Annotated in this window: 18 protein-coding genes and 1 riboswitch; of the genes, 12 read left to right on the forward strand and 6 right to left on the reverse strand. The window is 65.2% G+C overall.

Annotated features, from left to right (window positions below; genetic code table 11):
* Positions 1-1,038, reverse strand: coding sequence for a CobW family GTP-binding protein (locus OH802_RS14630; protein WP_406029109.1), 1,038 nt, complete (start codon positions 1,036-1,038; stop codon positions 1-3).
* A gap of 107 nt (positions 1,039-1,145) precedes the next feature.
* A riboswitch (glycine riboswitch) is annotated at positions 1,146-1,241 on the forward strand.
* A gap of 160 nt (positions 1,242-1,401) precedes the next feature.
* Here OH802_RS14630 and gcvT point away from each other — a divergent pair.
* Genes gcvT through OH802_RS14645 form a run of 3 tightly spaced genes read left to right on the forward strand, consistent with a single transcriptional unit; the run spans position 1,402 to position 4,340 of the window.
* The gene (gcvT, locus tag OH802_RS14635) at positions 1,402-2,505 is read left to right on the forward strand and encodes a glycine cleavage system aminomethyltransferase GcvT (RefSeq protein ID WP_406029111.1); all 1,104 of its coding nucleotides are present in this window, start codon (positions 1,402-1,404) and stop codon (positions 2,503-2,505) included.
* Between the two features lie 8 nt (positions 2,506-2,513).
* Positions 2,514-2,885: a glycine cleavage system protein GcvH gene (gene gcvH, locus OH802_RS14640; protein ID WP_406029293.1), complete on the forward strand. Its 372-nt coding sequence runs from the start codon at positions 2,514-2,516 to the stop codon at positions 2,883-2,885.
* A gap of 48 nt (positions 2,886-2,933) precedes the next feature.
* The gene (locus OH802_RS14645) at positions 2,934-4,340 is read left to right on the forward strand and encodes an L-serine ammonia-lyase (RefSeq protein WP_406029295.1); all 1,407 of its coding nucleotides are present in this window, start codon (positions 2,934-2,936) and stop codon (positions 4,338-4,340) included.
* Positions 4,341-4,367: 27 nt separating this feature from the next.
* Here OH802_RS14645 and OH802_RS14650 read toward each other — a convergent pair whose 3' ends face one another.
* On the reverse strand, positions 4,368-4,853 hold the full coding sequence (locus tag OH802_RS14650) for an FBP domain-containing protein (RefSeq protein WP_406029113.1): 486 nt from the start codon (positions 4,851-4,853) through the stop codon (positions 4,368-4,370).
* A 57-nt stretch (positions 4,854-4,910) separates the two neighbouring features.
* Between OH802_RS14650 and OH802_RS14655 the strand changes: the two genes are divergently transcribed.
* From OH802_RS14655 to OH802_RS14675, 5 genes are all read left to right on the forward strand, one after another.
* Positions 4,911-5,540 carry a WHG domain-containing protein gene (locus OH802_RS14655; RefSeq protein WP_406029115.1) on the forward strand — a complete coding sequence of 210 codons (630 nt, stop codon included), beginning with the start codon at positions 4,911-4,913 and terminating at the stop codon, positions 5,538-5,540.
* A 72-nt stretch (positions 5,541-5,612) separates the two neighbouring features.
* Entirely contained in the window at positions 5,613-6,107 is a 495-nt protein-coding gene (locus OH802_RS14660) for a hypothetical protein (RefSeq protein WP_406029117.1), read from the forward strand.
* Positions 6,108-6,189: 82 nt separating this feature from the next.
* A complete protein-coding gene (locus tag OH802_RS14665; RefSeq protein WP_406029119.1) occupies positions 6,190-6,732 on the forward strand; it encodes an RNA polymerase sigma factor in 543 nt (180 codons plus the stop codon).
* Positions 6,725-7,423 (forward strand): anti-sigma factor family protein, encoded by a 699-nt coding sequence (locus tag OH802_RS14670; protein WP_406029121.1) that lies wholly within the window; start codon positions 6,725-6,727, stop codon positions 7,421-7,423. Before OH802_RS14665 ends, OH802_RS14670 begins: the two co-directional genes overlap by 8 nt.
* 93 nt (positions 7,424-7,516) lie before the next feature.
* Complete coding sequence (locus tag OH802_RS14675; protein ID WP_406029123.1) at positions 7,517-8,137, forward strand: hypothetical protein; 621 nt, start codon at positions 7,517-7,519, stop codon at positions 8,135-8,137.
* Positions 8,138-8,231: 94 nt separating this feature from the next.
* Here OH802_RS14675 and OH802_RS14680 read toward each other — a convergent pair whose 3' ends face one another.
* Together OH802_RS14680 and OH802_RS14685 are read right to left on the reverse strand one after the other, a co-directional pair.
* Positions 8,232-8,885: an HAD family hydrolase gene (locus OH802_RS14680; protein WP_406029125.1), complete on the reverse strand. Its 654-nt coding sequence runs from the start codon at positions 8,883-8,885 to the stop codon at positions 8,232-8,234.
* A gap of 88 nt (positions 8,886-8,973) precedes the next feature.
* A complete protein-coding gene (locus tag OH802_RS14685; RefSeq protein ID WP_406029127.1) occupies positions 8,974-9,816 on the reverse strand; it encodes a hypothetical protein in 843 nt (280 codons plus the stop codon).
* A gap of 293 nt (positions 9,817-10,109) precedes the next feature.
* Here OH802_RS14685 and OH802_RS14690 point away from each other — a divergent pair, with 293 nt between their 5' ends.
* The 4 genes from OH802_RS14690 (at position 10,110) to OH802_RS14705 (ending at position 16,128) form a co-directional block, all read left to right on the forward strand.
* On the forward strand, positions 10,110-10,757 hold the full coding sequence (locus OH802_RS14690) for a hypothetical protein (protein WP_406029129.1): 648 nt from the start codon (positions 10,110-10,112) through the stop codon (positions 10,755-10,757).
* Between the two features lie 473 nt (positions 10,758-11,230).
* Positions 11,231-13,726, forward strand: a complete 2,496-nt coding sequence (locus OH802_RS14695) for an NB-ARC domain-containing protein (RefSeq protein ID WP_406029131.1) — start codon at positions 11,231-11,233, stop codon at positions 13,724-13,726.
* Between the two features lie 1,033 nt (positions 13,727-14,759).
* The gene (locus OH802_RS14700; protein ID WP_406029133.1) at positions 14,760-15,548 is read left to right on the forward strand and encodes an alpha/beta hydrolase; all 789 of its coding nucleotides are present in this window, start codon (positions 14,760-14,762) and stop codon (positions 15,546-15,548) included.
* 28 nt (positions 15,549-15,576) lie between these two features.
* Entirely contained in the window at positions 15,577-16,128 is a 552-nt protein-coding gene (locus OH802_RS14705; protein ID WP_406029135.1) for a DapH/DapD/GlmU-related protein, read from the forward strand.
* Here OH802_RS14705 and OH802_RS14710 read toward each other — a convergent pair.
* Entirely contained in the window at positions 16,088-16,837 is a 750-nt protein-coding gene (locus tag OH802_RS14710; RefSeq protein ID WP_406029137.1) for a glycosyltransferase family 25 protein, read from the reverse strand. The two genes, OH802_RS14705 and OH802_RS14710, sit on opposite strands and share 41 nt — an antisense overlap.
* The gene (locus tag OH802_RS14715) at positions 16,834-17,982 is read right to left on the reverse strand and encodes a hypothetical protein (RefSeq protein ID WP_406029139.1); all 1,149 of its coding nucleotides are present in this window, start codon (positions 17,980-17,982) and stop codon (positions 16,834-16,836) included. The genes OH802_RS14710 and OH802_RS14715 overlap by 4 nt, the downstream gene beginning before the upstream one ends.
* Positions 17,983-18,303: the final 321 nt, after the last annotated feature.

The raw sequence follows: 18,303 nt of genomic DNA on the forward strand, positions 1-18,303 counted from the left end.
TCAGAGGCTGACCCGCACCAGCTGGCGGAGCCGGCGTAGGCCCTCGGTGCTCGGCCGTTCGGCCGGGGCGAGGGCCTCCGCAAGGCGCTGCCGGACCGGGTCGGTCTCGAGCTCCAGGCCGATGGCCACGAGCTCGCTCGCCGGCTCGGGCATCCGCGTCGCCGCGGCGACATGGGCGCTGCGTCCGACCAGGTTCACCTGGTAGCTGCGCGGTCCCTGGCCGGTCGCGACGGCGACGGTCCCCTTGACCCGGTACGCCGTCGCCGGAGGCTCCTCGAGCAGGTCGACCAGTCGAGCCGGCTCGATGGTGCCCGGCGTGGTCACGGTGACCGCCCGGGCGTGCTGATGAGCGTCGTGCGAGGCGGCCGCCTCGCGCAACAGCGCGGCGATCGGCAGCTCGTCGGGCGGGTCCTCGGGCACGGCGGCGTCGTAGACGAGCCGCGGGTCGATCCGGCCACCCACGGCGTACGCCACATGGACCTCGGGATTGTGCTCCCGCACGCGCTGCTCGATGCGGGCCAGGACCTCGTCCCGGTCATCAGCCGGCACCAGGTCGGTCTTGTTGATCACGACCAGGGAGGCGGCCGCGAACCGGACCGGCGCCGGGCCTCGGCCGTCGTCGAGGGTGTCGAAGTACGCCGAGGCGTCGACGACCTCGATGAGCCCACCGCGGCGTACCCGCTCGACGCCGCTGAACCGGACCAGCCGGCCCAGCGTCCCGGGCTCGGCGATCCCGCTGGCCTCGACGATGACGACGTCGAGCGCGAGCCGCGGGTGGGTCAGCTTCTCGAGGGCATCGTCGAGACCGCCGGCGTCGGGCAGGCAGCACAGGCAGCCGCCGGCGATCGAGGCCGGCTCGTCGACCTGCCCCGTGACCAGGCCGGCGTCGACGTTGATGTCGCCGAAGTCGTTGACGACCACGCCCACGCGCGCGCCGGGCTGGCGCAGCAGATGGTTGAGCAGCGTGGTCTTGCCCGACCCGAGGTGGCCGGTGAGGATGACCACGGGAACCCGGTTGCTGGCGCTGGTCGGTGGCATCGGGCCATCGTAGGGCCCGATGAGAACAGTTCCTGTTAATAGGGTCACGTCTTGACGACCGAGGTGGCCAGACCTAGGTTGTGCCGCACAACTTCACATCCGCCACTTGAACCGCAGCGGGAGAGTCCTTGCCCATCCCGGGTGAGGCGCCGAAGGAGCAAACCTCCCCAGAATCTCTCAGGCCCAATGACCGCTGTGGTGAGGCGACCTCTGGAAAGACAGGATCCGCTGGATCCTGCACCCACGGTGCAAATCGCCCCTCCCGGGCGGTGAAGCTCTCAGGTAGCGATGACAGAGCGGGGAGGTCACCCGTCCACGGGTGCCGCGGCTGGCGGCACCCAACAGCAGGGAGCCTCCCGCACAATGACCTCACCCGTCCCTACCCCTCTGCATGAGATCCACCAGGCGCTCGGTGCCTCGTTCACCGACTTCGCCGGCTGGAGCATGCCGGTCCGCTACGGCTCGGAGACCGCCGAGCACAATGCCGTACGCACCACCGCGGGCCTCTTCGACCTGTCCCACATGGGCGAGGTCGAGGTGACCGGCCCCGAGGCGGGACGCGCCCTCGACCGTGCCCTGGTCGGTCGGCCGTCGAAGATCGGCCTCGGCCGCGCCCGCTATTCGATGATCTGCGCCGAGGACGGCGGCATCATCGACGACCTGGTCGTCTACCGGCTCGAGCAGGAGCGCTACCTGGTTGTCGCCAACGCGAGCAACGTCGGCGTGGTCGCTCCGGCTCTGGTCGAGCGGGCCGAGGGGTACGACGCCGTGGTCCATGACGCCTCGGCGGAGTGGGCGCTGATCGCGGTCCAAGGCCCTGCCTCGGCGGCGATCCTGGCCCCTGTGACCGACCTGGACGTCTCCTCCCTGACGTACTACGCCATCGACGCCGGCACGGTCGCCGGGGTCGAGGTCCTGCTCGCGCGCACCGGCTACACCGGCGAGGACGGCTTCGAGATCTACTGCGCGCCCTCGTCGGCCGCTGCGGTCTGGGAGGCGATCACCGAGGCCGGTACGCCGCACGGGCTGGTGCCCGCCGGGCTCGCCTGCCGCGACACGCTCCGGCTCGAGGCCGGCATGCCGCTCTACGGTCACGAGCTGAGCCGCGAGACGACTCCCTTCGAGGCCGGTCTCGGCCGGGTCGTCTCCTTCGACAAGCCCGACGGCTTCGTCGGCGATGCCGCCCTGGCCGTACGCCGCGAAGAGGGCCCGCGCAGCGTGCTCGTCGGCCTGGTGGCCGCCGGGCGCCGCTCCCCGCGCGCCGGCTACGCCATCGTGGATCCGGACACCGGCGACGAGATCGGCACCGTCACCAGCGGTTCCCCGTCGCCGACTCTCGGACGTCCCATCGCGATGGCGTACGTCAGGCCTGACCTCGCTGCCGCCGGCACCAAGGTCCACGTCGACGTGCGCGGCAGCCGCGAGGACGCCGAGATCGTCGTTCTTCCCTTCTACTCCAAGAAATGAGCACCGCCATGAGCAACCCGTCCCACCTGTCGTACACCGCCGAGCACGAGTGGATCGAGACCCGCGGCGATGTCGCGCGCGTCGGTGTCACGGCCTTCGCCACCGAGGCCCTGGGCGACATCGTCTTCGTCGAGCTGCCCGAGGTGGGCACCAAGATCACCGGGGGAGAGAGCTGCGGTGAGCTGGAGTCGACGAAGTCCGTCAGCGACCTCTTCGCGCCCGCCGACGGCGAGATCCTCGAGATCAACTCGGCCGTCGTCGAGGATCCTGCGCTGATCAACAGCGACCCGTTCGGCGCCGGCTGGCTCTTCGAGATGCGTGTCTCGGGTGCTCCCGACCTGCTCGACGCCGCGGCCTACGACGCTCTGATCGAGGAGTGAACCGTCGTGACCGCTGACCTCAGCGGCGTCGCGACTCCCGTCGTGGCGATGACCTTGAGCACCTTCGACCTGTACTCGATCGGCATCGGACCGTCCTCCTCCCACACCGTCGGACCGATGCGGGCGGCGAAGATCTTCGTCGACGGTCTCGTCGAGGACGGTCAGCTGGACGCGGTCACGCGAGTGAAGGCCGAGCTCTTCGGGTCGCTCGGCGCGACCGGGCACGGGCACGGCTCGGAGGGCGCGGTGCTGCTCGGCCTCGAGGGGGAGGAGCCGGCGACCGTCGACACCCGAGCCTCGTCCGGGCGGGTGGCGGCCATCCGCGAGCGCGGGGAACTGTCGCTGGGCGGTCACCGGCTGATCCGCTTCGATAGCCAGACCGACCTGGTGATGCATCGACGCAAGAGCCTGCCGGGCCACCCCAACGGCATGGTGTTCACCGCCTACGACGCCTCCGGGCAGGTGAGCCGAGAGCGGACCTACTACTCCGTCGGCGGCGGCTTCGTGGTCGACGAGCACGCGTCCGGCGCCGCCCGGATCGTGCCCGATCACTCGAGCGTCCGGTTTCCCTTCACCACCGGCGCCGAGCTGCTCGGCACCTGCGAGCGCGAGGGGTTCCGGGTCTCCGACCTCATGCGCGCCAACGAGCTGACCTGGCGTACGCACGACGAGATCCGCGCCGGTCTGCTGGAGATCTGGCGGGTGATGGCCGACTGCGTGCAGGCCGGCTGCGACCGTGATCCGGTCAGCGACGGCGTACTTCCTGGGGGTCTGCGGGTCCCGCGCCGGGCACCGCTGCTCTACCGCGATCTGGCGTCGGGAGCCGGCGCCCAGGACCCCTTCCGGGTCATGGACTGGGTCAACCTGTTCGCCCTGGCGGTGAACGAGGAGAACGCCTCGGGCGGGCGGGTCGTCACCGCTCCCACCAACGGCGCGGCCGGCATCGTGCCCGCTGTCCTGCACTACTGGGTACGTTTCGTGGCGCCGGCCGCCGGGCTGGACGAAGCCGAGATCGAGGACGGCATAGTCCGCTTCCTGCTCACCGCGGCCGCCATCGGGATCCTGTGCAAGACGAACGCCTCGATCTCCGGTGCCGAGGTCGGCTGCCAGGGCGAAGTCGGCTCGGCCTGCGCGATGGCCGCCGGCGCGCTCTGCGAGGTGCTGGGCGGCTCCCCGGAGCAGGTGGAGAACGCCGCCGAGGTCGGCATCGAGCACAACCTCGGCCTCACCTGCGACCCGGTCGGCGGGCTGGTGCAGATCCCGTGCATCGAACGCAACGCCATCGCCAGCGTGAAGGCCATCAACGCCGCCCGCCTCGCCCTCAACGGCAACGGCTCCCACAAGGTCAGCCTGGACAAGGCGCTGAAGACGATGCGCGAGACCGGGGCTGACATGAAGGTCAAGTACAAGGAGACCTCCCGCGGCGGTCTCGCGGTCAACGTCATCGAGTGCTGACGGGGACCGGTCTCGCCTGGCGATCTGTCAGGCAGGCCGGAGCACCCGCGCGACGAACGAGTCGAGGTTGCCGACCAGCCGGTCGACCTTCTGCTCGGAGCTGAGGGTCTCGTGGATGACCGGGGAGTCGAGCTTGCGCTTGTTGCGTGCCTTGAGTGAGCAGTCGAGGTCGGCGCAGATGTAGGTGCCGACGGAGTTGCCGTCCTGTCCGGAGCGACCGGCGCGGGAGGCGACCAGCAGCGCGACGTCACTGACCGACGCACACAGCGCGCACATCGTCTTGCGGGGCCCTCGCGACTCGCGCGAGGCGCGGAGGGCGACCCCGCAGAGCCGGCCGTCGTGCTCGGTGACGAGGTAGTGGTTCTGCGGTGCCTTCGGGTCCTGCCAGCCGAGGTAGTCGAGGTCGTCCCACGGCCGTTCGGCCAGGTCAGCAGGGAGGTTGAGGCGCTTGGTCGCGCCCTTGGTGAGGTTGACGAACGATGCGCGTACGTCGGTCTCGGTCAGCGGCTTCATGCCAACCATGCTAGGTTTCCTACAACTGTTAGGCAACTCGTTATTCGGAGGGTGTTGATGGGTCGCCCGGGGCTGAACCGGAGCGCCGTGATCGCGGCCGCCGCCGATCTGGCCGACGAGCTGGGCTTCGACGCCGTCACGATCTCGGTCCTCGCGCGGCATCTCGGAGTCAGGTCGCCGACCCTCTACTCCCACATCTCGGGAGCCACCGACCTCCGCACCGCCGTCACCGCGTACGTCCTCGACGAGCTCGCGGACGCCACGAGCACCGCGATGGCCGCGGGGGAGGGCCGCGACCTCCTCGTCGCGTACGCCGACGCCATCCGCGACTTCGCCCGCCGCTCACCCGGCCGCTACGACGCCACCACCCGCCAGCGCGTCCCACCCGCCTCCGATCCGACTGCGGAGATCACGGACTCGGTCGCGGCCGCCGTCACCGCCGGCCGCCGCAACGCCGACCTGGCCCTCACCGTCATCCGCAGCTACGGCATCGCCGAGACCAACGAGACGTACGCCGTCCGGCTGATGTCCAGCCTCATCCACGGCTACATCACCCTCGAGATCGCCGGCACCTTCGCCCACAGCGACCCACCGAGCGAGACCACCTGGCCCGAGGTCCTCGAGGACCTGGACCGCAGCCTGACGCAGACAGCGTCCGACCGGCCACGACCCACTCAGGTTCGATGAATCCCGTGGGGCAGGTCGGCACGTATACCTGGTATGAGACCTCCGACTTCGTACCTGGCAAGGGTCGTGATCGTGGCTGCTGCCACAGCGCTCGTCGCCGCGGGTTGCGGCAGCGACGACGGCGCGGACGGATCGGACGCCGGTGGGGGCGGATCGGGGCTCGTCTCGTCGGCCGAGGTCGACGGGACCAAGGTGCTTGCCGATGCCGAGGGGCACACGCTCTACACCGCTGAGGTCGAGAAGGATGGGCAGATCCACTGCGTCGACGCCTGCACGAAATTCTGGGCGCCGATCGTCGCCTCCGACGCGGACGTCGAAGCGGCGAACTCCACGCTGGGTGACGACTTCGGGACGGTGGACCGTCCGGACGGAAAGTCGCAGCTGACGCACGACGGCCTGCCACTGTACACCTTCGCCGAGGAGGGCGCCGGGGAGCTCAAGGGTGACGGCTTCACGGATGACTTCCAGGGCACCCAGTTCGTGTGGGCGGCAGCGCGGACCGATGGGTCCTCGACCCCCTCGGAATCGTCCAAGCCAGACGACAACGGAGGTGGCTTTGGCTACTGACGGCACGGTCTCGCTCCCGGCCGGCGGCGTACGGTCTTGTCGTATGACTCCCCGTCGCCCGACCGGATCCTAGGACCGCGCGGTGGCCGTGTCGGACGAGTCGCTGCTGGCCTCGATGGCCAGTGGCGACCAGGACGCGGCGGCGGCCTTCGTCCGCCGCCATCAGGCTCGCGTCTACGGCCTTGCCGTCACCATCGTCCAGCAGCCCGCCCTCGCCGAAGACGTCGCCCAGGACACCTTCGTCAAGGCGTGGCGACACGCTTCCACGTACGACCCGCGACGCGGGTGTGCCTCCACCTGGCTGCTGGCCATCACCCGGAACGCAGCGATCGATGCCATCCGCTACCGCCACGACGATCCGATGGACCCGGACCTGCTGGTGGCGCTGTTGACGGTACGAGACGAGAGTGACGCGAGCGATAACCTGGACACCAACCTCGCGCTGCGGCAGGCGTTGGCGGAGCTCCCCTCCGAGATGGCCGCTCCGATCGTGTTGATGACCTACTTCGGTCTGACCGCGCGGGAGATCGCCACGCGCGACGACGTACCGGCCGGCACGGTGAAGACCAGGGTCCGCCGAGGCCTGCAGAGGCTACGGCAACGAATGGGGGTTCGCGATGCCTGAGTCCGAACGCTGCCGGGAGGTGCGAGAGCTGATCCCGGAGCTGGCGATGGGGGTGGCGTCCGGCGAGTCGCGGGCCCGTGGGGTGGCACACCTTGCCGACTGCGCGAGCTGTCGACGCGAGCTCGAGGAAGTCTCAGGCACCGTCGATGCCCTGCTGCAGCTCGTGCCGGAGCGCGAACCGCCAACCGGGTTCGACGTCAGAGTGCTGGCGGCGCTGGATCAGCGCGCCCCCCGGCACAGGATCCGCACCGGCCTGCTCGCCGCGGCGGCGATGGTGCTGGTCGCGACCCTCGCCGCCGGACTCACCTGGTGGCGTGGCGCGGACGACCGCGACGTGGCCGACCACTACCGCGGCGTACTCTCCACCGCCGACGGGAGCTACCTTTGGGCAGCGGACCTTCAGATCGACGATGCCAGTGTCGGAAGCGTCTTCGCCTACCAAGGACGGCCATCCTGGCTGTTCATGTCCGTCGAAGACGCCCCGAACGGCACCTACCACGTACGCCTGGTCGACACCGACGGGCGCCTCCAGTGGCTCGGGACGTGCACCGTCCGAGACGGCACGGGTTCCTGGGGTACGTCCGTCGACCTGCCGATCCGATCCGTCGACCGGGTCGAGATGTTCGGCACCCGGCTCCCGACCATCGTCGCGAGTCTCGGCCGGACAGGCGAACCTACCCCGGAACGGTGATTCGCATCGTGGGTAGCCAGGCGCAGACTTCGGAGTGACTGTCCGGTCGATCTCGGTGCCAGAGTCTTCGGCCGCAGCTCACCAGGAGGCGTCATGAAGATGTCCAGACCCGCGCCGCGGCGAGCCCTTGGCGCGATGCGCCGGCTGCTCATGGCTCTGACTCTCTGCGTCGGACTGCTGGCTGCCGGCGCCTCCCATGCCTCGGCGGTCCCCACCGACCTGGACTCGTGCCCGACCGACAGGCCGACGTTGTACGACGTGACCATCGGCAACACGAACGTGGCAGACATAGCCAGCGACGGCCACGTCTGGGCCCTCGACTCGTATCTCCAGCATGTGCAGGTGTGGAAGATCGGTCAGAAACACTACTGCTTCCGCATCGAGTACGACGGCACCTGGACCAGCTTCGCGGGCGTGAGCCCGGGCGGCACCGGAACGATCAGCGAGGGCGTCACCGGCACCTTCCACGGCATGCGAATCCTCCGGCTGACCGGCGAGTTCAACCCGCAGTATCCGCTCAGCGGCCACGTCGCAGACTTCGACTGGCAGTGCGACGCAGACGGCACCTGCACCGGGCCCCGGCCATCGCCCGGCATGTACTTCTCGCCCATCACCAACGTCAACAGCACGTGGTACGAGTTCCACGCCACCAGCGCATCCAACGGCACCTGGCACGACACGACGTACGGCGATTCCGGCGACATCACCGACTGACCTCGCCAGTCTCTCGAGCAGTTGCCCGATCGAGCCGTCGCCCCCGGTGCAGGAGTTCATGTCTCTCCTGTCGCCTGCTCAGGCGCCCTTCCGGTCAACTCTCGTTGAGGGTCGCAATCCATGTAGGCAGCTCGGTGAGTGAGGAGATCCGGAGCGTCGAGATCTCGTCCGCAGTCGGGTCATGTTCCTGGATGACACCCCATGGCCCTCGGCGGATCAGCGCCGTTGCCATCCCGGACTCAGCGGCCGGCCGGATGTCGTTGTCGATTCGGCCACCGACGTAGAGGATCTCCTCCGCCGCGTACGGAACTGCCTCGATGACGTGCTCGAAGAAACCCAGATCCGGCTTGCTCACACCCCAATCGTCGGAGGTCGCGACCATGTCCACCGGAAAGTCCAGCTCCCGCAGGATCCGCCCCGCGCTCACGGTCTGGTTCCCGGCCAATCCCAACCACGACCCGTCCTCGCGCAGCGCCTTCAGAGCAGGACGTACGTCGGGATAGATGTCATCCTCCCCGAACCGCTCCGCCTGCCCGGCCTGCTCTCGCTTCCGCCGCTCCTCGGTCAGATCGAACCCAGGCTGGAACACCTGAAACGCCTCGCGATAGTCCATCCCACGAGCGATGACCGCCCCGAACACAGCCGAGAACGTATGCCGCGGCACCCCCAGCCAGTCCGCCCAGGTCCCGTACTCGCGGGTCTCGTCAACCAGGCACTCGCCGACGTCGAACACCACAGCCCGAATCATGGATTGGGATCCCTCCACACCATCTGTGTCATAGGCGGCGAAGTGACGCGCGTCGGGCGCGTGCGCTGATCGCGGCGGATCCGCGCTCCTACCTTCTCGGACGGTTGGCCCACTGCAGCAGAGAAGCGAACCATCCCGGACGCCGAGTGCGTCCGTCGAACACTGCTTGCTCGTCCTTGAAGCAGTTAATCACCGGATGTGGGAAATGGAAGAACTGCGATCGATAGGGGATGCCTTCCTCATGCCATTCGTATCGGACTCCGATGGAGCCCACGTAGGCGGCCATGATCCAAGTGGTGATGCGGTTCATCTCCCGGTCTGTTGCTGCGAAGTCTGGACTGATGGAGAGCCCGGACCCGAAACGCTTGTGGACCGCGTCGGTGGTTATCAACGCCATGTGCGCGTCGGGCATGTCGTTCGCGCCATCGAGGAACGCACGCAGAGATGCTGGTACTGGCAAACCGGCGCGGACTATGCGACAGCCGAAGTGCTTGGCGTAGTAGCGAGCCAAATTGAGCGTTGACTCCTCCCAGTCGCCAGCGAAGATCTCCTGGAAGTCGACTCCGGGCATGATGCGCAACGATGTCTGGCTGACGTGGGCGGAATAGGTCTCATACGCGGTGTCGAACGGCTTGGACCGCTTGTTGTTGCAGGTTTCGCAGAGCGACTTCGGAAACTTGATCACGCCGTAGCGGTCGCGGGTCATTCCGCTGGTTCCGCGGATCTCTCGTGTGTTCTTCCCTCGTTCACCCCAGATCAGCGACTCGCCGTCACTCATGAGGCGGGCGAGGTCGGTGCGCTTGAACTTGTGCTCACCCGTCGTGGCGGGTCGCTCTCGGCACCACCAGCACATCCCGTCCGCAGGGACGCGCAGATGTACGAGGTCATCCGGGCCAAGAATTGTGGGGTCATCGGGGAGTTGATCGGGCACAAGCGCATTTCACCACCCGGCGCCGACAATTGCGGCCGTTCTCGGTGGGCTACCAGGTCATCGAAAGTCTGCCGACTCCCCGAGCTGCCGCTCCGGGAGCAGACCCTTACGTCGTCGAGACCCATCCGATGGGGTCGTGAGGCTTCGGTGGGCAGCCGCTGTTCCACGTCGAGGTGTGCTAACTGAGCGTCGCCGTCGATGGCTCGTGGCGGTGTGATGCTGGCCGTGTCTCGACGGTATGACTTGCGTAGGTAGTGGTCGACTGGATGTCTCCGGCAGGGGAGAATCGTCGGATGCACTCGGCCAGCCAGAACATCTTCGAGGCTATCTTCCGTGCTGCTGGCATCGAGCCAGGAGAAGACAGTGCGGAACTGTCTCCGCCGGTGGACGTGGATCTCGATGCTTTCGTTGACCTGACGACCCCAGTGGTTCCACCCATTCACCACGGGTTTCCACAACTCGTCGACGAAGCACGCACGAGAATCTGTTCTGTCGACGCGGACGAGCCTGGCGGTCATCCGCTTCCCGACAGCGCTCGCTTGGTGCAGGGCGGGGTGATGATGCAGCTCGCGCGATACCCCGAGCCAAGGCCGGGGAGACCAGATCGCCTCTACGTTCTAGAGTTCCAAGGGCATCGGCGGCAGTACGTGATGTTCGGGCACACGACGAACCTCTCCCGTCGGCTCGCCCATCATCTGCTCGCGGCCAACCCGCACGGCTTTGCTCTCCTCCAAGGTTGGGTGTCGCCGGGACTAGCGAAGGCTCAGCAGCTCGAGCAGCTGGTCGTGGAGGTTGCTGGTTGGTGCCACGGCCCTAACCACTTCCACGAGAGGTTCTATGACATGCCCTTCGAGAAGGGTCTGAGCATCGGGAGAGCCTCATTCGAGCTTCATACCAATTGGCGCGGGCTCGCAGGTACGCCAGCGAGCATCAGATTGTAGGGAGGGTTGCGCCTCGCTCGGCGCGCGAGAACGACGGCGTGATTGGAGAGCTCACTGGCGGCGGATAGACGCATCCCTCGTCGGGTCGATCCGTGCAAACCAACGCGATCTCATCGCGGGGCGCTCCTCCCGTACAATCGTAGTCTCGCCTCACCCCTGGGGCGGACGGGCCACGGCAGGTTCCGACCCTGTGTGGCGACCGTGATCCGTAATCAGTGGTTCGACCACATCGGCAGGGGTTGCGGCGGGCCTCGGCCGGCGATCGTCGGCCGAGGCCCAGCCAACCGTGCGCTCGTTGTCTCGTGGCCGTGGAAGCTGCGAAGGCGCGCAGGTCGCCAGCGATAAAGCCATCCTCCTGCGCTTCGGGCCCCAACGCGTTAACGTGGCGAACAACCTCGGCGTCGGTCGGCCATTGGAGGCAGAGTGTGAGCGGGAACCTCTCGAGTCGAACATGCTATGCACTTCTCGGTGGCATGGAGTCCGACGTCCGAGACCTAATCGACTCGACGGCAGAAGAGGATGAGGCTGAGGCAGTCCTGGGCACGGAGTTGCTCGCGATCTGCACTGATCGGAGTGCCAAAGAGCGACGGGGGTCGGCGTCAACGCGCCTTTCAGCCTTGTTGCCCTACATCGACTTCGGCGACGCGATCCAGGTACTGAACAGGGTGAGCAGTCGACTGCCGTCAGAATTACGCGAAGGAATCCTCGGCCTGACCGCAAGATGGGAGCGGCTGGGTCAGATTCGCAATCGTGTTGCTCACAGTCGACCGCTAGAGATCGACGACCTTCCAATCGTCGTGGACTTTTCGCACGATCTCACCCAGGTTCCCGGCTGGTCGTGGGACCGGACATTGAGCGTGATCGCCGAACTCGACCGTGATCCGTCCTCGGTGTTTGGAATGAACGATATGAGCCTGCGTGCATCGAAATCTTTCATCCAGAATAACCTTCCGCCAGCGGATTTCGATGAAACCGGTTTTCTTGGTCGCCGCAAGCAGAGGGCCGACGTGACTAAGGCGTTGCTCGGGCCGTGGCCTGTCGTCTCCATCCTCGGCGATGGCGGCATGGGTAAGACGTCCTTGGCTCTCCAGGTTGCATACGACCTTCTAGATCGAGAAGATGTTCCGTTTGACGTGATTGTTTGGACAACCGCTAAGAACGCAACTCTAACGACAGCTGAGATCGTTAGGGTTGAAGGGGCGATCCAGGACTCGCTTGGCTTATTCTCTGGTGCCGCGAGCGAACTCGCTGGGGAGCTCTCAGGGCGAGATCCTATTGCTGAGGTTCTTGAATACTTGGAAACGTTTCGGGTTCTACTTATCCTTGACAACCTGGAGACGGTGCTGGATGACAATGTATCGGAGTTTCTAAGAGGGCTGCCGTTTGGCAGTAGAGTCCTCATCACGAGTCGAATCGGTGTTGGTACAGAGAACCCCATCAAACTGCAGCCGCTATCTGTATCTGAGGGCGGCCACCTGATGAGGACGCTCGCGAAAGTCCGAGGAGTGCAGGCTCTGGCCGCGTTGTCGGGCAGTGAGATGGATCGTCTCGTCGAGCAGATGAACTGTCATCCGGGGCAGATCAAGTGGTTTGTCTCTGGCGTGCAAGCGGGAGTTGAGCCCGACAGTCTGATCCACAACAATGAACTCTTACTTGACTACTGTATGGAAAATGTCTTCGATTATCTCAACCCAGATGCCCGGACCGTACTCACGTCGATGCAGGTGATACCCGGATCGCATACGCTTGCGGAACTTGCATACTTGAGCGACTTTCAAGCGCCGAGGCTGCAGAGTGCAATTTTGGAACTGACTCGGACGAACTTCGTAGCTCAAGTTGCTGGCTCCGGGTCGCTCTCGGGCTACGCGCTGACAGACTTTGCCAAGCGCTACCTGCAAAAACGTCACCCTGTAGAACCCGCCGAACGCGCCGTGGTTCAAGAAAGGCACAACGATCTCTACGTGGCGGGTGGCGATCTTCGAGACGCCCACGCGCGGGACCCATATGCAAGCGACACGATTGAGATCCGGAGTTCAGGTGACTTTTATGCCGCGCGTTGCCTTCGCTCTGCCTTAGAGGCCGTGGAACGCGGAGATGTTGATCGAGCGATCGACCAGTGCCGCGAGGCGGCTGACCTGGCCCCCGGGTACCACGAGCCTCACCGTGTGCTTGGATTCGTTTTTGAAACGACATCCAACTACGGCGAAGCTTACGAGGCATACGAACGCGCTAGGGATCTCGCCGCCGAGAGTCCTTATGTACACTACTTCTTTGGGCGATTCTTGTGCGCGACTCAGTACGGCCCTCGGGAGGGTCTACGCGAAATCCAAACGGCAGCGAATCTGGACCACAATAATCCTTCACTGAAACTTGAAGTTGCGCGCGCACACTTGATGCTTAATGCCGAGCAATCGGCGCTGGATATTTGCTGCTCAGTGCTGGACAGTACCGAGTCTTCGGATTTGTCCACGCATGAAGCCATCGACGTTATGCTTAGCGGACTCGTGGAGGGCAGTCATGCGAAGGTCGAGAAGACTGACTGGGCTGGCCTAGCTGAACTTGTCGAAAGCGTGCTCAGCACACTTGAGTCCCATTCGGGTGCATTGGACGGTCATGATCTAGATCGCCTGCTGTTGGTTGAGCGGGACTTGCGGCATGCGAGAGGAAGAAACGTAGTCGACTATATTTCCGAATCGTGCATAGGTTTCGCGAGTCGCATCCAGGCGCTACGGATTTCAGCCGACCCATTCCATGCTCGTCGCGTACTTGGAACGGTATCAAAGGTGAACCCTGACCGAGGTTTCGCCTTCGCGGTTGTCGATGGTGAGAGCTACTTTGTCCACGCCTCTGAGTTTTGGCAGCGGGAGTATTTTGACGATGTTCGTAAGGGTGCGGTCGTGGCGCTCACGCCTGGGATCCCTGTTCCGGACAAGAATGTACCGGCACTCGCCGTGAATTGGCTTCGTTAGTGCATCGACTTCCTAGGTCAGCGCGCGGTCTGGTTGTCTGGCGTGCCTATCTCTTGTCACGACCCGTCTTCCGACGTGTGTGGAGAGGTAGTCTCGACTGGGTGGGGTTGCGCCGTTTGGCGCTGCTATCTGGGCGGAGTGCGTGTCTTCCGAATCGCAGAAGTCGGCACCAGCCGCGACGGGGACGGTGTCACCACCGCCATCTCGCAGTGCCTCCGCGACGCCCAGCCGGCCTGATCTGGCCAGTGGCCGCCAGCGTGAGCTGAGGCGAGGGGGACATGTTGACCAGCAATCGTCCATGAACTGGGATTGTCAGCTCTGGTTCGGCCCGGTTGGCTGTGTCCGTGACTCATGCATCAACCGGGCCTGCGCATTCGGATGGGGGTCCTCCCGCGTGGCCGAACGGTCCCTGGCTCCATCTTCCGGCTTTTGTCGATGGTGTTGATCTCGCGGCTATCAAGGTCGAGCTGGATCGGGCTGCTCTCGAGGCGGCCCGCCGAGATCTTGTGGTCCCCGAGATGGGGAGTACGCCGCGGCACATGTCGAATCTCTCGGCACTCGCCGTAGAGCGCACCTGCCCGACAACATGGCAGATCTATCAGGACCGTCGTGTGATCCGGGCTATCGAGTCGCACACCGCGGAGGCGCCAACGCCGCTCGTGGATGACATCGAGGCCGTTGTCGTCAACTACCTTCACCGATCCGGTGACACTCATGGAGCCCACGTCGATGACCACGAGGTTGCGTTCGTGTTGATTGTGGAGGCACCACCGCCAGGAGGTGGCGGCGAGCTTCTCTTACAGATGCCGAGCGGCGGCCCAAGGTCGGTGACTCTTGTGGCGGGTGATGCCTACATCCTGCACGCGGGTGCGGTGCGGCACGCGGTTGCGCCTGTGACGGCTGGGCGACGGATCGCCGTAGTCTGCGCCTACGACCTTGCTGGCCGTCCTCAGCCGCATCTGACTCGTTCAGCGGCGCTTCTGTATGGCTAGAGCCACCACCTCAACAGACGAGATGAGAATGAAGAGGTCAAATGCAATCCCACAACGTTGACATCCACACCTATGACGGCCTCGACCTGGAGGCCATCGCCACGGTGCCCGAGGGTGAGACGCGAGGCATGCTCGTCATGGCCCACGGCATCACGGTTGACCTCCATGAAGGTGGCATGTTCGACCGACTTGCAGAAAGTGTCAGCCAGCACGGATGGGCGACGCTTCGGTTCTCCTTCCGTGGACACGGGAGGAGTAGTGGCACGCAGAGAGGTGTCACGATCGCCGGCGAGGTCATCGACCTGGAATGCGCCATCAGTGAGGCGCAGCGCCGAGCGAACGGCGCCAGTCGCGTCGTGCTCTTGGCCTCGAGCTTCGGTGCGGTCTCGACCGGCATTCTGCTGCCCGCGCTGCTGCGACGCGAGGTTCTTGACGGTCTGTGTCTGTGGAATCCGGTCCTCGACGTCGCAGGCACGTTCGTTGCCGGCCGAATGCCGTGGGCGGCCGACAACTTCACACCGGAGACTCAAGACCGGCTGCTCGCTGACGGCTACATGGAACTGGACGGCACGTTCCAGGTTGGCTACGCGCTGGCGCAGGAGATGGGGGTCACTGACGCACGTGATGCGCTGGCCAAGTCCCCACTTCGTGGTCTGATCGTGCACGGGGATCGGGACGAGTCTGTCTCCTACGGCGAATCCGCGGCCTTGGCGTCGGCCAACGAGCACTTCCGTCTTGTCACGATCGAAGGGTCAGATCATGGATTCAGTGGCTCCGACTACGAAGCCCAAGCCATCAAAGCCACCGTCGACTGGCTTGCGGCGCCGTAAGCTGATTCCGCCGATCATCCAAGGCAACGTGACCGTCGGCGAGCACTGCGTGCTCGGGTCCCAGGCGGAGGTCCGGCTGAATTCGACCACGGAGTCGGTAGGCCTGATCGGAGATGGCTCGCTCCTGGGTAACTTCGTGAGTCTGTACGAAGGCGTCCAGCTTCAAGGAGACGTCGTTGTCGAAGACAACGTCCACATCGGCTACGACACAGTCGTTGGGGTCGGCACGAGGATCATGTACGGCGCCTACATCTGTGATCGCGTGCAGATCGGCGACGGATCCAGGATCGCGGGCTTCGTATGTGACACGAGCGTTATCGGCGATGGCTGTACCTCGATGGGCAACCTTGTGCACGCCTACAGCGACCCGGCAGGGGACTGGTGGGGACCGGATGAAGCCTCGCCCGTTCTACAAGACGGAGCTTGCATTGGCATGGGCGCGGTCGTGGTCGGCGGCGTCACGATCGGTGCAGGTGCCTACGTGGCCGCCGGGGCCATCGTGACGAAGGACGTGCCTGCCAACACCCTCGTGACCGGGACTAACCAGCATCAGCCGCGACCGCGGCCGAATGAGGCGTGACGAATCCGCTCAGCTCGGTGTCGCTACCCATGACATCCTTGGGATCCTGCAGGACGATGTCCGGCTTGCACGCGATTGCCTGCACATCGGAACCGAAGCGCGTAGCGACGTCGCGGCGCGGATGCTGGGTGTAGGTGGCGGGCAGAAACTCATCGACCGGGATGAGGTCGCGCCACGGTTCCATGGCGAGAAGTTTTCGGGCGCCTGACGCACTCAGTACGTAGCTGTAGGTGCAGTGGCTGTAGCCGGGATCGACCAGCCTGCCGTGGTCAGCGCGATCTGGGGCCTGCGGAACCCGGCCAAGATAGATCAGGTCGAACCGATGGCGCCGAGCCTCGGCGAGGATCTGTTGTAGGTCGTTAGCGAAGCTTGGGATCGGCTGAGCGTCGTCCTCCAGGAAGATCGCCTCCTGCTCACCCGATCGTACGAAGTCCTCCCAGCACGCGATGTGAGCAAGTGAGCAGCCGACCTCGCCCCACTTGAGAGGACGGGAGAACCACGGGTTCGTGGACGTCAGGTCCTGCCAGGGCGACAGGCTGACGCGCGGGTTCTCGGCGAGCAGGGCAGTCTGGCGCTGACCGTCGAAGTCCGGTGCCCAGTCTGAGGTGAAGACGACCGTGCTGAACTGGGCCAGGCGGGCGGCCATCCGCTCGCGCCGGTCAGCGCGTCGGGGCAGGTTGACGACGTAGGTTGGGGTCTCGATCGTCACAAGGTGAGCTTGTCGAAGGAAGCTGCGCCGGGCTGCTTGGCGTAGAGGATCCGCAGGCCCGCCTCGGCGAGAAGCGGTGGGTCGAGGAAGCTGCCAAGGCGGGGCGTGCGGAAGGCGAGCGAGAAGTCGGCCGTACCAACCTGATCGATCACCCATCGAATGTTGGGGCCGGCGATCGCTTGGTCGAGGAAGCATCGAGCCGCACCAAGCACGCCAGCGGTCAGGCAGCCACCGAGCATCTTGATCTGCTGTCCTGAGCGAAGGGTGATCCGCGAGAAGAGCGAGATGTCGGACTGCAGAGTCCCATCGGGGAGCCACTCTGGGTAGTGCAACGCGTCGCCATCGATCAGCGGATCGTCCTGCCCGAGCGGGTTGGCCTGAAAGCCGAGCGGTAGGGCGTGCTGGAGCTCGCGATACTTCGAGTTCCAGGGCGGGCCGCCGATGACGATGAGCTCGTCGGCTTGACTGTCGTAGTACTCACTCGGCGAGAAGTCACGGATATTGGACTCGGGCAGGTATCGCGCGAGCTGCGACCTCAGATAGATCAACGTATCCAGATCAGCGAACTTGGCGTACCGGAGATAGTTGCGGTCGCTCGGATGAGCAAAGTAGGGACGCTCGGACTCAGGTATCTCCGAGCACAAGATGTCGATGCGCAAAGCCTGTGGCCAACCCCAGAAGGTCCTCAGATCGGTTGGCGGATCGTGGGGCGCCTGAATGGAGTTCTCCTCAGGCATGAGTCGGCCCTCGAGCAATCGGGCCTCGGCCTCTCCGCTGCGAATGAAATGCGCCATCAACGCGACCGCTTCGGCGCCCCGTCGCCTGATCGTCTTGGCCGAGCACTTCAAGTCTCGAGCCAGGTCCTCTTCTCGATCTGACAATGTCCGACCGAGGTCTCTGCTGGACAGGTTGAACTGCGCGGTTGCGACCTGTCGCAGGTCATCTGGCATCAGCAGCAGAGTTGCTCGGATCAGGTCGACGCCGATACGGACTTCGTCTTCCGGTCTCGCCGTTGGCGACTTTCCGTTGGCTCGTGCGACGGTCTGTTTGAGAGTCTCGGCAAGTCCGAGGACTGCCGTCGGCTCCGCAAGACCGCGACCCTGTCGGATCCGCGCGAGCCGATCAACGACAACGTCAGTGCTCACTCTTTCGGACTCCTGGACAAGTCCCGGACAGAAGCCGGTCGGGTCTGGTCACCCTGTCCGGCGACCGTCGTGCTCGGAGGCTACCACGGTGCCCAGTGCTCGTGAGGTCATTGAACCAGGGCGCACCGCAGCGTCCCATCGATCTCACGAAGGCAAACGGAGGCAGCGGAGTGGTGACCGATCAGGCGACCAGCAAGACCAAGGAGCTCGTGCTGGAGGTCCTCGCCGATGGCGAATGGCACGGTCATCGCAAACTCGTCGGAGACCTCACCAGGACAACCCTGAGCGAATATGCGATCAGGAGAGCTCTCCGATCGCTTC

This window comes from Nocardioides sp. NBC_00850 (genome assembly GCF_045207335.1).
Taxonomy (GTDB): domain Bacteria; phylum Actinomycetota; class Actinomycetes; order Propionibacteriales; family Nocardioidaceae; genus Nocardioides.